The organism is Sphingobium sp. (genome assembly GCF_049304695.1).
Classification (GTDB): domain Bacteria; phylum Pseudomonadota; class Alphaproteobacteria; order Sphingomonadales; family Sphingomonadaceae; genus Sphingobium.
Genome location: NZ_JBAQOK010000100.1, coordinates 88,010 through 105,728 on the forward strand (window position 1 = coordinate 88,010; position 17,719 = coordinate 105,728).

A 17,719-nucleotide genomic window follows, 5' to 3' on the forward strand; every position below is an offset into this window, starting at 1 on the left:
CGCCATCGCGGCCCCTTCATCGCATCAGGCCGGATCGACCAGCAGACGGGTGATGACCGTGCCGGCGCCTTCGCGCAGCTTCGCCCCGGCCAGATATTCAGGCGACTTGGCATAGCCGCGTGCGGCTTCCGCAGTGGGGAAGCGCGCCACGACGACGCGTTCCTCGGCGTCGATATCGCCTTCCAATATTTCGGCCACCTTGCCACGGACGACATATTCGCCGCCATGCGCTTCCGACAGACCGGCGATGGCTTTGACATATTCGCCGAACTTGGCGGGGTCGTCGATACGAACGGTGGCAACGATATAGGCGGCCATGATGTGCTCCTTTGGAATGATGTGCCCCAGAGCCTAATCCGCCATCCCGCAGCCATGCCCCCTTCGTCGCGTGCGACCGTCAGGCGGATAATGAAGCGACGGACCATTTGCGCGGCAGTGCCACAGCTATCTTTTTTCGGAACAATTCGGACCGGAGAGCCGCATCATGCCTGTCGAAATCAATGGCCTGCTCAATCACAATCTGGGCAGCGAACTCGTCCCCACGCCCATGTCCCATTTCGACATGGACGCTATCGCCAGACAGGCACGCCTGCATGATGAGGGCGGCTATGACCGGGTGCTGATCGCCAACGCCGCGACCATGCCCGACAATATCAGCATCGCCGCCTATGTCGCGGGGATCACGCAGCGGCTGGGCGTCATGCTGGCGCATCGGCCCGGTTTCATTGCGCCCACCATGGGCGCGCGCCTGCTCGCGACGCTCGACCATTTGCTGGAGGGCCGACTGGCGGTCCATATCATCAGCGCGGCGAGCGACATCGAAACGCAGGCCGATGGCGATTTCCTGACCAAGGAAGAACGCTACGCCCGCAGCGGCGAGTATATCGCCATCCTGCGCGCCATCTGGGGCAGCGATGCGCCGATTGACCATGACGGCGCTTTTTATCGTTTTCGCGCTGGCTTTGCCGAAGTGAAGCCGCTGCAGAAAGCTGGCATTCCGGTCTATTTCGGCGGCATGTCGCCCGCTGCGCTGAGTGTTGGCGGTCAATATGCCGACACGTTCGCAACCTTGAGCGACACGGTGGAGGGCATGACGCAGGTGGTCAGCACCGTCCGCGCCGCGGCTGCGCCGCACCATCGCGATCCCGCCTTCCTCATGTCGATCCGCCTGATCGTCGCTGACGGCGAAAAGGACGCCTGGGCGCGCGCGGACACAGTGCGCGAACAGATCATCGCCGCGTCCCCGCGTCTGGCGCAAAATATCGTCGCGGCCAAGGCGGACGGGTTCCAGCGCACAGCCGAACTTGCCGCGCGCGGTGACAGGCTTGAAAAATGCTTCTGGAACGGCATCAACCAGTTGCGCGGCGGCCAGAGCAACAGTGGCACGCTGGTCGGCGATCCCGACCAGATCGTCGATGCGCTGCTGGACTATTATGACGCCGGGGTCGCGAAATTCATCCTGCGCGGCTTCGATCCGGTGGAAGACACGGTGCGGATCGGCCGCGACGTCATCCCTCTATTGCGCGCCCGCGTGGCTGAACGTGACGCTGCGAAGGCTGCCGCCTGATGCCCTGCGAGATCGTCGGCCTGCACTATTTCGCCAATTCTTCCGAAATCCATCCCAAGCGCGGGGTGTTCGATCCAGCCTTCATCCGCGATTATGCCATCGCGCATGAAGAGGCCGGGTTCGACCGCATCCTGATCGGCCAGACCGCGACCTGGCCCGACGGTCTGGCCACCGCCGCCCATGTGGCAGCGGCAACCAGCCGCCTTAAATTCATGATCGCCCATCGTCCCGGTTTCGTCGCCCCTACCATGGCCGCGCGCATGTTCGCGACGCTGGACCAGATCAGCGGCGGGCGCGTGGGTGTGCATATCATCACCGGTGCCAGCGACATCGAAACCCAATGCGATGGCGATTTCCTGACCAAGGACGAACGCTATCGCCGCAGCCGCGAATATGTCGATATCCTGCGCGCGATCTGGACCAGTGATCGACCCTTTGATTATGAAGGCGACAATTACCGGTTCAATGGCGGCTATGCCGACGTGAAGCCGGTGCAGGACGCGATCCCGATATTCTGGGGCGGCGCGTCCGACCGCGCCATCGAACTGGGCGCACAATGCGCCGATATCTATGCCGTCGGCCCCGGCACGCTGGAACAGACAGGTGCGCTCGTCTCCCGCTTCAGGGCGGAGGCAGTGAAGCATGGCCGCAATCCGGGCATCTCCATGTCGATGCGCGTCATAATCGGTGAAACGGAGGAAGCCGCATGGGCCAAGGCGGCAGCGGTATTGGAGGCCGTAACCGGCGTTCAGGCTGGAGGCATGACATTAGGCCGCGAAAAGGAAGCCGGCGATCCCGGCACACGCGACGCACTGGCGCTGGCGGCGTTGGGCGCGCGTGTCGATGACCGGCTCTGGACCGGCATTACGCAGGCGACGCGGGGCCGTCTGCACGCCACCGCTCTGGTCGGCACGGCGGAGCAGGTGACGCAGTCGCTGATGGCCTATTACGACATCGGCGTCGATCGCTTCCTGCTCAACGGCTTCTACACGATCGATGATGTACGGCTGTTCGGGAAGGAACTGATCCCGATGATCCGCGCCGCCGTCGCCGATCGCGACGCACGGGCCTGACAAGAAGTCAGCCACCGCGTGTTTTGTGACGCGGTGGCTATAACTGCCCTTTTTCGGCGCGTGTCAGCGACAACCGGCCGAACGTATAGCGGCTATTATAATTGAGATAATGGCCCTGCGCGCTCTGGCCGTCTCGTTCGAAAATATAGCGCACCAGCCCGAAAAAATCATGGCTCGCTGTCGCCTCATGCGCGGGGTCGGCCACATAATCATATAGCAATGATGATCGCCCGTCCGGCATCGCGCGCAGTTGCGCGCCGGTGCTGACGGCGCGGGATTTTTTGCCGCCTTCTGAATCGACGGTCACCTGCACATGGTCGCCTTCCTCCGGTTCGATCCGGACCCGCGCCGCCCAATCGTAAAGGACCGACCCGTCCAGATTGAGCGCCTGCGCCGTCAGCACCCATTGCCCGTAAATATCGGTCATTATTGCGTCACTCCGTAAACCTTGTTCAAAAAGGCTTCCAGGTCGTCGCCCGTCTTTCCCGGCAACTCGATCATCGGATAATGGCTGACGTCGGGATAGTGGATCAGCGTCACCGGCGCGTTGCTGAATTGTGCGACGGCCTTGTCCGCCAGCGGCGCGGCCAGCACGGGATCGCGGTCGCCCCATTGCAGCAGCACTGGGACTTTGATCGACGCGGCTTCCTTGCCCGCGCCTTTCGACCACACGGCCTTCTTATTGGCCTCATAATATTCGCGGACGCGCGCAAAGCCGCCGGGAATATTGTTGGTCTCATAATACCAGTCGATGACGTCGGGCTTCAGCCGCGAAGGCTCACCATACAGGCTGGCCATCACCGACTTGTAATAGAATTTAGGATAATAGTTGGGCACCACCGTTTCGTGGGTCCAGATCATCGCCTTTTCCCAGCGGGAAAACTCGGTCTGCGGTGGGGCTGCCAGCGGCAGGGTGGACAGCGCCAGCGCCTTGACCCGCTCGGGATGCGCGGCGGCGTAGAGCACCGATAGGGTCGCCCCGCTCGAACTGCCGATCAGCGTGAACTGCCCCAGTTTTTCCTGATCGACGAACCGCTCGACCAGTTTGACGACGCCCCCCAATCCCGTGGACGGCTTTGGATCCACGCTCAGGCCATAGGGTGGCCAATCCAGCCGGATCACGCGATAGCGACCCTTGAAGCGATCGGCATAGGCGTCCCAGATGCGCAGGTTGCTCATCGAACTATGCAGCATCAACAGGACCGGGCCTTGACCCTCGTCGCGAACATGGAGCAGTACGTCGCCGACCTTGACGAATTTGGACGGCGGCGTCGCCTGCCGCGTCTTCACCGTCTCGTAGCTGGGGTTCCACAGGCCAAGCCGCATCGACCCCAGGAACAGCGCCAGTATCAACAGCAGCGCGCCTGTTCCAAGGCCAGTCCATCGCAAGATCTTCATGCCGTGCTCCCCATGTCGTGATGGGCGCAGACTATGGAGCGAACCGGGCGGAGCGACCGGCCCTGCATGTCTCCCCGCTTGCCGGATAAACATGACGCCACGCGTGGCGCCTCGTGTCGCTGTGCCAGCCTGACTGCTGATGAATAGCGGGAGACAGGCATGAGCGGAGAATTGCAACGGGGCGGAGGATCACAATCGTTGTCGGCCAAACCGAACTGGTCGTTGCGCTTCGGCTTTGTCCTCATCCCGATCAGCCATTCGGCGGGGATGAACATCATCACCCTGCTCGCATTTCGCTTCCTGACCGATAATCTGGCGATTTCGGCAGGCGCGGCGGGCATCATGTTCGCGCTTGTGAAAATCTACGACGGTATACTTGACCCCGCAGTGGGCGCGTGGAGCGACAATGCGCGCACGCGTTGGGGCCGTCGGCTCCCCTTCCTGTTCGCAGGCGGCATATTGATGCCGCTGGGCATCGCCATGGTGTTCAACACGCCCGATTTTAAATCCGTCATCGCCGCGCAAATCTTCGTCACGGTCGCGCTGATGCTGCATGCCAGCGCCTACACCGCGCTGACCATCCCCAGCATCGCCATGCTGGTGGAAGGATCAGACGATTATAATGAACGCACGACGTTGATGGCCTATCGCGTGTTCGGCAATTCGCTTGGCGTCGTGATCGGTTCCACGCTTCCGGCCATGCTGCTTGGCTATTGGGGCGCGACCCGTTCCGGTCATGCGTGGATGTCGCTGGTGGTGGCGGGCATCACGCTGGTGGGCGGCATGGCGGGCATCTGGCTGCTGCGCAACGCCCCCCGCACGCAACCGGAAGATGGTCCGCGCAAACGCTACAGCTTCGCCGATCAGGCAAAGCTCGCATGGGCCAACCGCCCGTTCCGCATCTTGGCCATCGCCCATATCTTTGTGTTGTTCGGCACGGCCATCACCTCGATCGGCAGCGCCTATTTTAGCAAATATGTGCTGCTGCTGCCCGATGGCTGGCTCGGGACCTATTATATGATTGCCACGATCGGTTCTGTCGGGTCGATGCCGGTCTGGGTGCGCGTGTCGAAACGCATGGGTAAGAAATGGGCCTATATCGCCGCGATGACGATGTTTGGCGCGCTGCATCTCGCCTGGTTTACCGCCCTGCCTGGGGAGGCGAACTGGCTGCTGTTCCTGCGCGCCATCGCCATCGGCATGTCGTCGGGCGGTGTCATCCTGTGCGCCTATTCGATGATGTCCGACGCGATGCGCTACGATTATATCCAGACCGGCCTGCGGCGAGAGGGCGCTTTTGCAGGCTTCACGACCCTGTTCGACAAATTGTCGGCGGCGGCAGGTATCGCCATCATGGGCGCGTTCCTCAGCGGCATGGGCTATATCGCTTCCACCACCGGCACGGTGCAGCAGCCCGCCAGCGCGATCATGGCCATCTATATCTGCCTTGCCATCGTGCCCGCGCTGGCGATGCTCTGCGCGATCCTGGCGCTGACCCGCTATGATCTGGACGAATCGATGCTGGTAGAACCGGTCTGATACGCAAAGGGCCACGGCGATGTTTCTCGCCGTGGCCCCCTACTCTCTGACGCTGACGAACCCGTCAGGCGGACAGGATTTCCAGCACCGCCCGTTCGGACGATTCCAGCGCGCCCTCCAGCCCGCGATTGCTCACTGCCGTATGCTCGCCGCAGAAATGCAGCCGCCCGGCTGGCACTGCCATCGCCTGGCCAAAGCTGCTGACCTGACCCGGCGCGAAATAGGCCCAGTCGCCGCCATTGAACGGTTCCAGCCCCCAACTGTGGAAGGCGGCGCCCGTCACCAGACCCTTCGACGCCGGGCGCACCCGCGCCATTTCCTCGACCACCAGTTTCAGCACCGCGTCCTTGCCCAGCCGATCCCAATATTGCGCCAGCCGCCCGCGTGCGAAGAGGCTGAGACCCGTCACCTGCTCGTTGGTCGCGCCATAACGCTGCGCCAGCACCGTGCCCATCGGCCCGTCTGTCCACATCGACACCGGAAGCTGGTCCTTTTCCCAATAGGGTTCGCGCACCGTCAGGAACGCGATCGACAGCGGCTGGTAGGGCAATGTCATCACTGCCTGCGCCTGCGCGCCGGTCAACGCCGGGGTCAGGCTGATGTTGCGCAAAGTCGAAAAGGGCAGCGAAGACAGGACTTTCCCGCCCTTGTAACGGCTGCCATCGCGGCAGGTGACGGTCGCGCCGCCCGGCCCGCTTTCGATGCCGATGACCTCCTTGCCGCGCAGCAGGTCGCCCTTTATCATCTTCGCCATCGCGTCGGTCAGCTGCTGATTGCCGCCCTTCACCGCGAAACTCTGCTGACTGCTTGCCATCTGGTCTTTGGTCCAGCCGAAATTGAAATCATAATTGACGGCGGCGGAGTCATAGGCGTTGGTGCCCGCATAGGGCGCGGTATCGAACACCAGCCTGATCGCCGCATCGTCCAGCCCCTGCGACGCCAGATAAGCTTGCACCGAAATATCCTGCGCCGGGGCGACGCGGATCCACTCGTTCCAGTCGGGCAGGTGCGGCGACTTCATGAACAGCGAGGGCAACACCTCCCACGGCATCATCCCCTTCAGGGCGTTCGGCAGCGGATTGAGCGGCGATGCGGTCCATTGCTCACGGGTAAAACTTTGCCCGCCGACCACCAGTTGCTGCCGGGGATCGACCATATAGCGGGGCGCGACATCGACCAGCTCGACTCCAGCACGCTGCGCTGCGTCGATGCCCCGGCCATAGCCTGCCGCCATGGAATTGAACCCCATTTCGGGATAGCCCGGCTGGTCCATCAGCGTCAGCACCCGGCCACCCACGCGCTGCCGCGCTTCCAGCACCAGAACCTTTGCGCCCTGCTGCTCCAGCAGATAGGCGGCGTTCAGGCCGGAAATCCCCGCGCCCAAAATGATGACATCGGGTTCGGACGGTCCCGCCGCCTTCTTCACCGCCGCCCCCAGCGGAGACGCCGCCAGTCCCAACAGCGTGGCCCCGGCAATGATGTCACGACGATTGATCTGCATGGCTTACCCTTTTGTCCCGATCCGCCCTGTGCGTGCGATCATGACGCAAGAGGCAGGGGCGTGACAGTCCCCTTGCGCCCATTCGTTGCGTGGTCAGCCGACCTTTATCAGCACCTTGCCGACATGCGCGCCGCTATGCAGATATTCGTACGCTGCACGCGCCTCATCGAACGGGAAGGTGCGGTCGATCACAGGCTGTATGGCATTGGCTTCCACCGCGCGCACCAGCCGCGCCAGCATCGCCCGACTGCCTTCGGCAATGCCCTTGAGCATCAGATTCTTGCCAATGATCGCGCCATAATTGCCGAGGCTCTCTCCGCTCGCCCCGGCCAGCGCGCCGATGATGACGATGCGCCCATTGGGCGCCGCTGCCGTGATCGACTGGCTCAGCGTCGCCTGACCGCCAGTTTCGACCACGATGTCGGCACCCTTGCCGCCGGTCGCCCTGGCGACTTCGGCCGCCCAGTCGGGCGTGGTGCGATAATTGATCGTGATGTCCGCGCCCAGCGACCGGGCCAGCGCCAGCTTGTCGTCGCTGGACGATGTGATGACAACGCGCGCGCCATTTGCCTTTGCGATCTGAAGCGCGGCGATCGATACGCCGCCGGTGCCCAGCGCCAGCACGGTGTCGCCCGCCCTGACCTTGCCGACTTCGACGACGGCATGCCAAGCGGTCAGCCCGGACGACGCCAGCGGCGCGACCTGCTCGTCGCTCAGCGCTGTCGGCACAGGGATCAGCGCGGCGGCGGGCACCTTGACCTGCTGCGCCAGCCAGCCGTCATGGGTGATGCCCAGATCGTTTGCGAATGCGGCAGGTGAGAAATCGCCATCGATCCACGTTACGAAATGCGCGAACACCGCGCGGTCGCCGACTTTCACCGACGTCACGCCTTCGCCCACCGATATGACTTCGCCCACGCCTTCGGACAGCGGGATGCGCTCTTCGGGACGGCGCGCGCCATAATGGCCCTGCAGCACCAGCATGTCGCGATGGTTGAGGCAGACGAGCTTGACCTTCAGCACCGCTTCCCCCGGTCCCGCGACGGGGTCAGGCCGCGTTGTTGCAGTCAGGGAGTCGAGGCCGGTCTGCGATCCGATCTGATAGGCTTTCACGTCTGTCTCCTGACCAAAATAATTGGGATCATGGGAAAGCCCGGACGACGCCGTCAGGCAAAGCCTCACCCGATCTTGTTCGCACAGCGAGCAGCCGACCCGGCCACCGCGTCATTATTTGTGCGAAAGGTCGAGCCGGACGTGGAATCGGTCGGACCGGTAATGCGCGAACGTCAGCAGGATCGGCGTGCCGCTCAGATCATAGGTCGTGCGTGTGATCCGCAGCAAGGCGGCGGGCGGTTCGATGCCCAGCGCGCTCGCCATGGCCGAGTCTGCCAGCATCGCACCGATCGTCTGGTCGGCGGTTTCGGGCCGATGCCCCGCCTGTTCCAGCAGGCGCAGCATCGGCGTGTTCGTCAACGTCTCTGCATTTAATACCCCTGCGAAACGAACGGGAACATAGCTTAGCACATAGCCAAGCGGCATGGCGTCGAGCGATCGTATGCGCACGGCCCGCACCACCTGATCGCCCGCGTCCAGCCGTAAAGCCTCCGCAACGCCGGGGGATGGGGTTTCCGTCGCCACCTCCAGCACCGTCACGCTGCTATTGTCGCCCAGCGCCAGCAACGAATCGATTGCCTGATCGATATTGGCCTCGATCGGAATCGCCGGGGACGGAAAGGTGACGGTGGTGCCTATGCGCCGTCTGCGCATGACATAATGCTGCCGTGCCAGATCATCCAGCACGCGCCGTGCTGTAATGCGCGACACGGAAAACATCGCCGCCACATCCTGCTCGGTCGGCATGGCGCTGCCATGGGGGCGCTGGCCACTGACGATTTCGTCACGCAGTTGCAGATATATCTGGTGATAGAGCGGCATCGCCGCTGCGCGATCGACCAAGATTGCCCCTTTCTGTCGGTCCTCTGGATAGGCGTCCTAGAGGTTAAGGCGTTGCCGCTCAACGGCAGCCGCACCCCCCTTCAAAAATCCGTCTGCCGGACACTCCTGTAATCCGGCCACCCGATGCTGTTGTTGCAGCGAGTTTGGCATCCGGCAAAACGGCGAATCGCCATGAAGGGGAGACCGATCCAGATGACGATACGGCGTGCATTTCTCGATCTGCCCGATGGCCAGATCCACTATCGCCAGACAGGCGATGGGATGCCGCTGCTTCTCCTTCATCCCTCGCCGGGCAGTTCGCGGCAGATGGTCGGCCTGATGGACTCCCTCCAGTCGGAATTTCACCTCGTTGCCCCCGACACGGCGGGCAATGGCGACAGCACGGCCCTGACGATCGATAGCCCTGACATCAGCGACTATGCCACGCGCCTGCCCGCCTTGCTTGATGCGCTGGGGCTGGATCGGGTCGCGGTCTATGGCTCCCACACCGGCGCGGCGATCGCCTGCGAACTGGCGATCCTTCGCCCCGACCGGGTCAGCCATGTCGTGCTGGACGGCATCGGTCGTTGGTCGCCACAGGAACAGGCCGAACTGATCGATCGCTACGCGCGCCCGTTCACGCCGGACCTCGATGGCGCCTATCTCATGCGCGCCTATCATTTCTGCCGCGACCAATATCTTTTCTTCCCCTGGTATGACCGCACCGCCGCCGCGCGACGCGACGGTGTCATGCCACCCGCAGTGGATTTTCACGCCTGGTATGTGGAGGTGCTGAAAGCGGCTGCTACCTACCACCACGCCTATCGCGCTGCCTTCTCCTGGGATGCAGCCGGACGCTTGCCCAGGTGCCATGCCCTGCGCTGCTGATGGCCGCGCAAAACGACCCCCTGCACGACATGACCTGCAACGCGACAACCTTGCTACAAATTGGACGCTTCTTACCCCTTCAAAGGTATGATGCGTCCAATTTCGCGGCAACCCGCGCCGCCGCCATCACCCAATTTCTGAAGGACTAAACTTCCGTGGCCATCACCCTGCTGACCCTCCTGCATATCCTTGTCCTTGTCTATTGGCTGGGCGGCGATCTGGGCGCATTCTATAGCTCAGCTTTCATGGTGGACCCCAAACGCACCGTGGTCGAACGCCAGATGGCGCTCAGGATCCTCAACAATATCGACATGGCCCCCCGCACCATGCTGATCCTGGCATTACCGACCGGTCTTGCCCTCGCAATAGTGAAAGGATGGCTGGTCCTCACTCAGGAAATCACCGCGCTGATAATCCTCGCCAGCCTCGTCTGGCTGGCGCTCGCCTGGGCCGTTCACCTCAACCATGGCGGCGGCACGACCATCAAGAAACTCGACATCGCGATCCGCTGGTGCGTCTTGATCGCCCTCTACGCCATCGGCATCGCGGGCTTTGCCAAACTCATCGACCTGCCGCTCTTCATCGCGCTCAAGCTGATCGTGCTGGCGACCTGCATCAGCCTGGGCCTTGTAGTGCGCAGGCAACTGGTGCCGCTGTTCGTCGCCTTCCGCGAAATGGTCACGACCGGCCCAACGCCACAGACCGATGCTGCCATTGCGTCGGTCAACAGCAGGGCGCGCCGGTCGGTCATCACGCTCTGGATTTTGCTGCTGATCGCGACGTGGCTCGGCATCGCCACGCCGCTCTGACGTTTCAGCCTTCCATCACTTCCAGCAGCGCGCCCTCCGGCGTCTTGAGCACACCCACGCGCCGCCCGGCATAGAGCGCACCATTGCGCACGACGGGCGCTGCAAACCAGTCCGCGTCCAGGCTCTCGAAATCGGGATGGGCCAAAGTGCAGATCGACACGCCGGGCGGCAATGCCCCGGCCTGCGTCGGCCGTTCGACCGTCCCTTGCGGATATTGATCGAACTCCAGAAACACGTCGCCACGATATTTGGCGGTGACGATATCGTGCAGGTCGCTGATCGGCAGGCCGAAGGCGAGCGAGATCATCGAATAGCGGATCGCCATCGGATCCGTGAGGTCCAGCTTCAACGTCCGTGCGAACCAGTCGGCGGTCGCGCGCATGTCGGCGCAGGCGAGGACGAGGATGAACAGCTTGTCGATCAGCGATCCTGCCTTGGGTAGTCCGCTGTCGGGCGCGTCGGTGGTGATCTGCGTGAAATAGAGCGTCTCCTGATCCGGCCCACGCACCTGCATCGGATAGATGCTGTCGATCCCGGCGATTTTGGTCGGCGGTCCGATCACCGGAAACGGCGATTGCGGCGACAGCATCCGGTCGTTCACGGCCAGCACGTCCTGCACGCAAATCTCGATCGCGGCCCAGCCATAGCTGCGGATCGGCAGATAGTCTGGCACCGGGTAGCCTTCCACGAAGCGCAGGAAGACCTCCGCGCCCGACGCAGGCTGCATCACGACATAACGCTGCCCGGCGCTCGCAGGCGCATCCCATGCGGCGGCGAGGTCGGCAGGAACTGTCCCTTCCTCCACCACGGCATAATCGAGCCACTCGGCAAAGCGCGCCTTGGCGGCACCCAGATCGACCACGCTATGCGTGGCGCAGCGTAACAGGTTCATGTGTTCTCCATGTCGGAAGGAAAGGAAGGCATCAGGCAAAATGGCTGCTGTGCGGTCAGGTCGATCATCGCATCATGGCCCCGAACGTGCCTCTGCCACCATCGTAGCGAATTCTCTTCGCAGGAAAGGCAGGAAAGGCAGGCCATGCAGCATCGGACCATCACGGGCAAAATCCTCTACACGTCGCGCAAACCCGACCGCATGGGCGAAGTACGTGGGCGTGAGACGTTCACCTTCACCGTGCATGGCGACGGCAAGCGGATCCTGCGCGCGCAATGCGAGATCGAGGAACCCAGCCCCACGGTCCTTCGCGATATTGTCTATGCGATGGATGAGAATGACATGCCGATGGACTGCTTTGTCCGCCTGACGATTGGCGATCGCTTCATGGGGGCGGGGCTGTTCATCATGGGCGACGGCCAAGTGATGTGCGAAAGCTACGGTCCATTGATTGGCCGCGTTTCGCAGACGATGAAGATCGTCGGCGACTATGACGGCTTTGGCACCCATCCGATCCAGGGAGACGCCTATATCACCAAGAAGGTGGATGTGTCGAAGGGATCGCACACGCACAATCTGCGCGTATTTCTGCCATCGACCGATCATCGCGGGGCGACCCCGCCGATCATCGCTGAAGCGAACATGCAGCTTGCCTATGTCGGAGAGGAAACGGTGACCGTGCAGGCCGGCACCTTCGCCTGCCGCCATTTTCGCTTCACAGACGAGCAGGGCGGCATGGTTTCGGATAAGGGCGCGCATCCCGCCTATGACCTGTGGGTCACGGCGGACGAGGATGCGATCTTCGTCCAGGGCGGCGTCGGCGGTTATATGCAGACCTGGTACGAACTGGTCGAACTGGACCGCTCGTGAAGAACTGGGGTATCCCGATTGGGGCGGCGCTGATCGGCATGATGTCGGTCGTCATGGCCACGCCGACGGCTGGAGGCGAGGACCCGCTTCTCCGTCCGGTCGCCCCCGATCTCGCGCCCTTGTGGCTTGAACGGCAGACTCCGGTCCGGGTTCATGGTGGAACCTGGCTGGTGGGCTTCACGCACCTTAATATCGTGCTGATAGACAGCGGCGCGGGCCTGATCCTGATCGATGCCGGACTGCCGCAGGGCGTTCCGCTGCTTGAAAAGACGATCGAGGAAGCGGGCTTCCATATGCGCGATGTCAAGCTGATCCTGAGCAGCGAACCGCATTACGATCATGCCAGCGGGCTGGCCGCACTCGCGCGGGACAGCGGCGCCACCGTGCTGGCCAGCGCATCCGCTGCTGCCGTCCTGCGCGCAGGACATAGCGGCATGGAGGATCCGCAACGCACGACACTGTTCGCTTATCCGCCTGTGAAGCGTCTGCGCGTCGTGCGCGATGGCGAAATCATAAAGCTGGGCAATGTCCGCATCACGGCGCGCGCGTCTCCGGGCCACACGCCCGGCAGCATGAGCTGGACCTGGACATCCTGCGATGCGCGGCAGGATTGTGTATCGATGGTCTTCGCCGCCAGCCTCAATTCCCTGACCGACGGCCAGTATCGCTATGCCGATCCAGCCCATCGCGCCGTCGTGCAACGATTCCGGCGGACCTTAGCGATGATCCGCGCGCTGCCGTGCGACATTCTCATCACTGGCCACCCCGAACATTCCGACGGCGCAGCGAAGCGAGACCGGCAGGTGGCAGCGCCGGACAACGATGCCTACCGTAATCCGGGGACATGCCGCATGCTTGCTGACCGTTATGAAGCCGCGTTCGAGGCCCGACTGGCTCAGGAAGCGGGCAAGGCTCCTTGAGCCGACAGGAGCCGGGACGATGCCCGGCTCCCGCCAATATCAGACGTTGGGCATGCCCGGATCGACGAAATTCTGCCAGTCGCGCGTCACCAGCGTCTCGTCGATCAGCGTGCGCATGTAGCATTCGCCATTACGAAACCACTGCCATGTCCGCGCGCGCTTGGTGTGGTCGTCGTTCGCCTGAATCATTTCATACAGATAGATGTCGGGTTCGTTGTGGCGGGTCCAGTTGAGACAGGTCGAGCGATTATAATCGTCCGGCTGCATCGCCGCTGCCCAACCCTTGATCAGGTCATTGTCCCACCAGATGCGGCCTTCTTCATACCATGCGGGGAAATCGCGCACTTCGGTGCGTCCGTCGTCCCAATAATAATGGTTGGTCTGGTGATATTCCTCACGGCCGATCTCGCCGGTCAGGCGGCAATAGAGACGCGAGCGATGCTGGTCGGTCAGCAGGCCGGTCTTGGCATCATAATAACGATACCAGCCTTCCCAAATACCTTCATGCCTGACCAACAGAGGCATCGCCTCGCGAATACCAGGTTGCGACGATTTATTTGCCATATCTGCCTCCCGAATGTCGGCCTTCAGAGGTCGACGACCACCTTGCCCATCGACTGCCCAGACAGCAGCCGTTCGATCGCGTCATAAATGCCGGGCAATCCTGCAAAGGGGACGTCATCGAAAGTGACCGCAATGCGGCCATCGGCATAGAGTCGGAACAAACGTTCGCGCGCCTCATCCCAATAGGGCGTCAAAAGCCCGTTCATGAAGCCGCGCACCGACGCGCCTTTATAATAGATGCTATGCGCGATGCGCGGGGCGGTCACGACTTCGGGTCGTCCTTCCAGATCGGACGCCGCGCCACCGACCACCAGTCGCCCATGATAGGCGATGTTGGCGAGAAAGGCATCGAATATGCCGCCGCTCACCGTATCGATGGCGACATCGATCCCCTTGGGATATTCCGCCGCCAGCACCGTTGCGACATTTTCGCTGCGATAATCGATGACGCGCTGTGCGCCCAGTGCAGCGACGAAATCGCATTTGCGTTTTCCTCCGCATACCGCAACGACATGGCATCCGCGCAGCAACGCCAGTTGCACCAGCAGATGGCCCAGCCCCCCAGCAGCAGCAGATATAGCGACGGTTTCCCCATCCTTCACTTCGCCGATCCGCTCCAGCGCGAGCAAGGCTGACACGCCAGTCGATGCCAGTGCCAGATAATCACGGCTGACTGCAGGTGCTTTGGCGAACTGGCTGGCTGCGCCGACATTGGCTTCGCGATAGCCACCGGTGAAGCGCACCGTCACGGCCGCATCGCCGACGGCGAAGCCAGTCACGCCATCGCCCACGGCATCGACCAGGCCGATCGCTTCCACCCCGGTAAAAGTCGGCAGCTTGATCGGCACATAATCGACCAGATCGCGTGCGATCTGCGTATCGAAAATGCCGTTGATCCCGCAATGGCGATTGCGCACCCGTATCTCGCCCGGTCCCGGCAGCGTCAGTGGCGACTGCACGATGTCTGCGCCCGCCCGAAAGTTTTCGGCGATACGCTCCAGCCTGATCGCACCATAGGTTTGGCTCATGCGTCGAAGCCTAATGCGCCCGGATTGAACTGACGGGCCGGATCGACCACAGCCTTGATCGCATCGAGCAAGGCTTTCGACGCATCGTCCCGGCTCTCGCGATAGGGGTAGGCACGTCCGATCTGGAAATGGGCCGCGCCATGGCGCGCAGCGATCGTCTTCACTGCTTCGCGCGCTTTGGCCACGACAGCAGTCGCAGCAGGATTTTCAGGCAATTGCTTGAGCCGGGCGAGGTGAGCAGGTTCCATCATAGAGGCATGGATGGGGCGATAACCGTGGGGCCAGAAAAAGACCGGCTCGATCGTGATTGCATTGGTGGACAGCGAACTGAACAGGAAGCCGGTGTGGATCTCGTGCGCGGCGAGCTCTTGCGCCATCTGCGCGAACAGCGCCTGGATGTCGGCGAACATCGCGGGCGCGTCGGACAGGGATGCATGGCCATGGACGGGAACCCAGCTTTCCCCCTCCGGCCCCAGCATCGAATTGGGCGCGGGGAAGGGCATCGCCCGGATCACCTTGGCAATCGTATTTTCGATTTCCACGCCGTCATACTGCGTCGCGATGGCGCGCGCGGTCGCCATGTCGGTGGCAACGCCCTCCTTGGACCGGCCCTCTGCCGTCATGTGCAGCGGATAATCGTCCGCCTCGATGAAATCGCGCCCGCCCAATGCTATCTTGGCTGCCGCCATAAGCCCTTTGCCCAACGACTTCTGCTTTGTGATCACGGCCCCCAGCGTTTTGACGTCGTTCATCAACGACATCCGCTTCATGCGGATCTTGGTCAGGCCCGGATCGAAGCCACATGTTTCCGCCGCGACGCCCGCGCGCGCCATTTCCGCCAGCGCTTTCAGCATCGCTTCCCCGCTCTTGAAGGAGAAAGAGGCCGAGTCCTCATGCGCAGGGGTCCGCATCAGCCGCATAGTGACTTCCGCCTTGATACCCAGCGCCCCGCCATCGCCGCAGAATAGCCCGGCAAGATCGGGGCCATAATGGCGGTAAAAGGGCGTATCGCCATCCGGCCCGCGTGCGCCGGTGCGCAGCAACTGTCCATCGCCCAGCACCATCGTCAGGGCGATGACGCTTTCGCTCGATGTGCCATGATGACCCGCCCCGAACATGGCGTTCAGGTTCGACAGCCCGCCGCCGATGGTCGAATAGATGCCCGACATCGGCCCCCAGAAAGGCGTGCGCAGTCCATGCGGGGCGAGCGCTTCGTTCAGCGCCAGCCAGGTGCAGCCCGCTTCCACCGTCACGGTCATGTCGTCGGGGCTGATGCGCAGGACGCGATTCATGCGCGTCATATCCAGCGTGATCGTGCTGTCAGTCGCGGGCAGATAGCCGCCGGTATAGCTCATCCCCGCACCGCGCGGGGCCAGCGCCACGCCAGCCGCATGGGCGGCGGCGATCACTGCGCTTAATTCCTGAGTCGATCCCGGCGCGACGACCAGCATCGCGACATGCGCGCTCGCTTCCCACACATCTTCGCTGAACAGCTTACGACGCGCCTGATCGTCGCTGACATGTTCTGCGCCGACTATCGCGGCGAACGGGCCCTTCAATGGCGTTACGGTCGGAGCGTCGGCCTGCATGTGACTATCCTCTTATGTCGGCCGGGGACGGCCGTTCGTTCATCGCAGGACTATGACGAAAGCGAAGGGCGCCTCCTGCCGTCTCGCATGCGACTATCCGCCCTGCGGATCATGATCCGCGCCGGGTTGCGGGCAGCCTGCGACCAGCGCCCATTTCAGGTCGATCAGAATATAAGGATATGCCGTCGATGCACCTTGCCATGGAGCAACCCCTCAGCCGCCCGGCGTCAGGCTATGGCGAGTTTCGGCGCGGCTGGCAGGTGGTGCTGGCATCGTTGCTGGGCATTGGGCTGGGTCTTTCGCCCATGCCCTTCTACACGCTGGGCATGTTCGCGCCGCATCTGGCGCGGGAATTTGGCTGGTCGATGGGCCAGATCATGGGCGGGATCAGCGTCATGACCCTGATGGTCCTGTGGGCAGGTCCTGGGGTCGGGATTTTGGCGGAACGGCTCGGCGTCCGTCGTGTCGCGATGACGTCGCTGGTCCTGTTCGGCTTTGCTTTCATGTCGCTCGGCTTGTCGACCGGGTCGCTGGTCCAATATTATGCTAGCTGGGCAGCGATCGCCATATTGGGCGCTGGGACGCTGCCGATCACCTGGACCAAGGCGGTCAATCACTGGTTCGACCGGCGCAAAGGGTTGGCGCTTGGCCTGTCTTTGATGGGGACAGGTCTGTTTGGCGTCTTTTCCAAACCCTATGTCGGCTGGCTGATCGGCTATTTCGGCTGGCGCGGCGCTTATGTCGGTCTTGGCCTCCTGCCGTTGCTGATCGCACTGCCGGTCGCCTGGTTCCTGTTCCGCGACACCGACGAGCATCCCGATGCCGTGGTCCGCACGACGACGCCAGGTGGACTGACGCTGCGTCAGGCGTTTCGCGACTGGCGGTTCTGGCTGCTGGCCATCGCGCTAGTGCCGATTTCCTTTGCGTTGGGCGGTCCGGTGCCTAACATGGAAGTCATCCTGACAAGCAAGGGGATCACCGCCGACAAGGTTCTGGCCCTGACCCCGATCATCGGCCTGTCCGCACTGATCGGGCGGATTGCGGGCGGCTGGCTGCTCGACCGATTCTGGGCGCCCGCCGTTGCCTTCGTGATCCTGTCGCTGCCCGGCCTGTCCTGCTAGCTCCTCACGATCGATGGCCTGGGCT

General features: G+C 62.7%; 19 protein-coding genes. 9 read left to right on the top strand and 10 right to left on the bottom strand.

Annotated features, from left to right (window positions below; all coding sequences use genetic code 11):
* Positions 1–24: 24 nt before the first annotated feature.
* Complete coding sequence (locus WA070_RS21040) at positions 25–318, bottom strand: DUF1330 domain-containing protein (protein WP_422635859.1); 294 nt, start codon at positions 316–318, stop codon at positions 25–27.
* 166 nt (positions 319–484) lie between these two features.
* Between WA070_RS21040 and WA070_RS21045 the strand changes: the two genes are divergently transcribed.
* Positions 485–1,567: an LLM class flavin-dependent oxidoreductase gene (locus WA070_RS21045; protein WP_422635860.1), complete on the top strand. Its 1,083-nt coding sequence runs from the start codon at positions 485–487 to the stop codon at positions 1,565–1,567.
* Positions 1,567–2,640: an LLM class flavin-dependent oxidoreductase gene (locus WA070_RS21050; RefSeq protein WP_422635861.1), complete on the top strand. Its 1,074-nt coding sequence runs from the start codon at positions 1,567–1,569 to the stop codon at positions 2,638–2,640. The genes WA070_RS21045 and WA070_RS21050 overlap by 1 nt, the downstream gene beginning before the upstream one ends.
* A gap of 37 nt (positions 2,641–2,677) precedes the next feature.
* On the opposite strand, the gene WA070_RS21055 is transcribed toward WA070_RS21050, so the two are convergent.
* A complete protein-coding gene (locus tag WA070_RS21055; RefSeq protein ID WP_422635862.1) occupies positions 2,678–3,067 on the bottom strand; it encodes a hypothetical protein in 390 nt (129 codons plus the stop codon).
* Positions 3,067–4,038 carry an alpha/beta fold hydrolase gene (locus tag WA070_RS21060; protein WP_422635863.1) on the bottom strand — a complete coding sequence of 324 codons (972 nt, stop codon included), beginning with the start codon at positions 4,036–4,038 and terminating at the stop codon, positions 3,067–3,069. Before WA070_RS21060 ends, WA070_RS21055 begins: the two co-directional genes overlap by 1 nt.
* A gap of 159 nt (positions 4,039–4,197) precedes the next feature.
* Here WA070_RS21060 and WA070_RS21065 point away from each other — a divergent pair, with 159 nt between their 5' ends.
* Entirely contained in the window at positions 4,198–5,577 is a 1,380-nt protein-coding gene (locus WA070_RS21065) for an MFS transporter (protein WP_422635864.1), read from the top strand.
* A 64-nt stretch (positions 5,578–5,641) separates the two neighbouring features.
* Here the strand turns inward: WA070_RS21065 and WA070_RS21070 are convergent, their stop codons facing one another.
* The 3 genes from WA070_RS21070 to WA070_RS21080 all read right to left on the bottom strand — a co-directional run bounded on the left by WA070_RS21070 (position 5,642) and on the right by WA070_RS21080 (position 9,034).
* Positions 5,642–7,078, bottom strand: coding sequence for a flavin monoamine oxidase family protein (locus WA070_RS21070; RefSeq protein WP_422635865.1), 1,437 nt, complete (start codon positions 7,076–7,078; stop codon positions 5,642–5,644).
* Positions 7,079–7,171: 93 nt separating this feature from the next.
* Positions 7,172–8,191, bottom strand: a complete 1,020-nt coding sequence (locus WA070_RS21075) for a zinc-dependent alcohol dehydrogenase family protein (RefSeq protein ID WP_422635866.1) — start codon at positions 8,189–8,191, stop codon at positions 7,172–7,174.
* 114 nt (positions 8,192–8,305) lie between these two features.
* Positions 8,306–9,034 (bottom strand): GntR family transcriptional regulator, encoded by a 729-nt coding sequence (locus WA070_RS21080; RefSeq protein ID WP_422635867.1) that lies wholly within the window; start codon positions 9,032–9,034, stop codon positions 8,306–8,308.
* A gap of 192 nt (positions 9,035–9,226) precedes the next feature.
* Between WA070_RS21080 and WA070_RS21085 the strand changes: the two genes are divergently transcribed.
* From WA070_RS21085 to WA070_RS21095, 3 genes are read left to right on the top strand one after another with little or no spacing between them, the layout of a single operon-like run.
* On the top strand, positions 9,227–9,901 hold the full coding sequence (locus WA070_RS21085; protein WP_422635868.1) for an alpha/beta fold hydrolase: 675 nt from the start codon (positions 9,227–9,229) through the stop codon (positions 9,899–9,901).
* A complete protein-coding gene (locus WA070_RS21090) occupies positions 9,901–10,050 on the top strand; it encodes a hypothetical protein (protein WP_422635869.1) in 150 nt (49 codons plus the stop codon). The genes WA070_RS21085 and WA070_RS21090 overlap by 1 nt, the downstream gene beginning before the upstream one ends.
* Before the next feature lie 6 nt (positions 10,051–10,056).
* The gene (locus WA070_RS21095) at positions 10,057–10,710 is read left to right on the top strand and encodes a hypothetical protein (protein ID WP_422635870.1); all 654 of its coding nucleotides are present in this window, start codon (positions 10,057–10,059) and stop codon (positions 10,708–10,710) included.
* Positions 10,711–10,714: 4 nt separating this feature from the next.
* Here WA070_RS21095 and WA070_RS21100 read toward each other — a convergent pair whose 3' ends face one another.
* Positions 10,715–11,602 (bottom strand): VOC family protein, encoded by an 888-nt coding sequence (locus WA070_RS21100; protein WP_422635871.1) that lies wholly within the window; start codon positions 11,600–11,602, stop codon positions 10,715–10,717.
* A gap of 144 nt (positions 11,603–11,746) precedes the next feature.
* Here WA070_RS21100 and WA070_RS21105 point away from each other — a divergent pair, with 144 nt between their 5' ends.
* Together WA070_RS21105 and bla are read left to right on the top strand one after the other, a co-directional pair.
* Positions 11,747–12,472 (top strand): hypothetical protein, encoded by a 726-nt coding sequence (locus WA070_RS21105; protein ID WP_422635872.1) that lies wholly within the window; start codon positions 11,747–11,749, stop codon positions 12,470–12,472.
* Entirely contained in the window at positions 12,469–13,392 is a 924-nt protein-coding gene (bla, locus tag WA070_RS21110) for a subclass B3 metallo-beta-lactamase (RefSeq protein ID WP_422635873.1), read from the top strand. The genes WA070_RS21105 and bla overlap by 4 nt, the downstream gene beginning before the upstream one ends.
* A gap of 39 nt (positions 13,393–13,431) precedes the next feature.
* Here bla and WA070_RS21115 read toward each other — a convergent pair whose 3' ends face one another.
* Genes WA070_RS21115 through WA070_RS21125 form a run of 3 tightly spaced genes read right to left on the bottom strand, consistent with a single transcriptional unit; the run spans position 13,432 to position 16,573 of the window.
* Positions 13,432–13,956: a DUF3598 domain-containing protein gene (locus WA070_RS21115; RefSeq protein WP_422635874.1), complete on the bottom strand. Its 525-nt coding sequence runs from the start codon at positions 13,954–13,956 to the stop codon at positions 13,432–13,434.
* Between the two features lie 23 nt (positions 13,957–13,979).
* On the bottom strand, positions 13,980–14,984 hold the full coding sequence (locus WA070_RS21120; RefSeq protein ID WP_422635875.1) for a zinc-binding dehydrogenase: 1,005 nt from the start codon (positions 14,982–14,984) through the stop codon (positions 13,980–13,982).
* Positions 14,981–16,573 carry an FAD-binding oxidoreductase gene (locus WA070_RS21125; protein ID WP_422635876.1) on the bottom strand — a complete coding sequence of 531 codons (1,593 nt, stop codon included), beginning with the start codon at positions 16,571–16,573 and terminating at the stop codon, positions 14,981–14,983. The genes WA070_RS21120 and WA070_RS21125 overlap by 4 nt, the downstream gene beginning before the upstream one ends.
* A gap of 188 nt (positions 16,574–16,761) precedes the next feature.
* Between WA070_RS21125 and WA070_RS21130 the strand changes: the two genes are divergently transcribed.
* Entirely contained in the window at positions 16,762–17,694 is a 933-nt protein-coding gene (locus WA070_RS21130; protein ID WP_422635877.1) for an MFS transporter, read from the top strand.
* Positions 17,695–17,719: the final 25 nt, after the last annotated feature.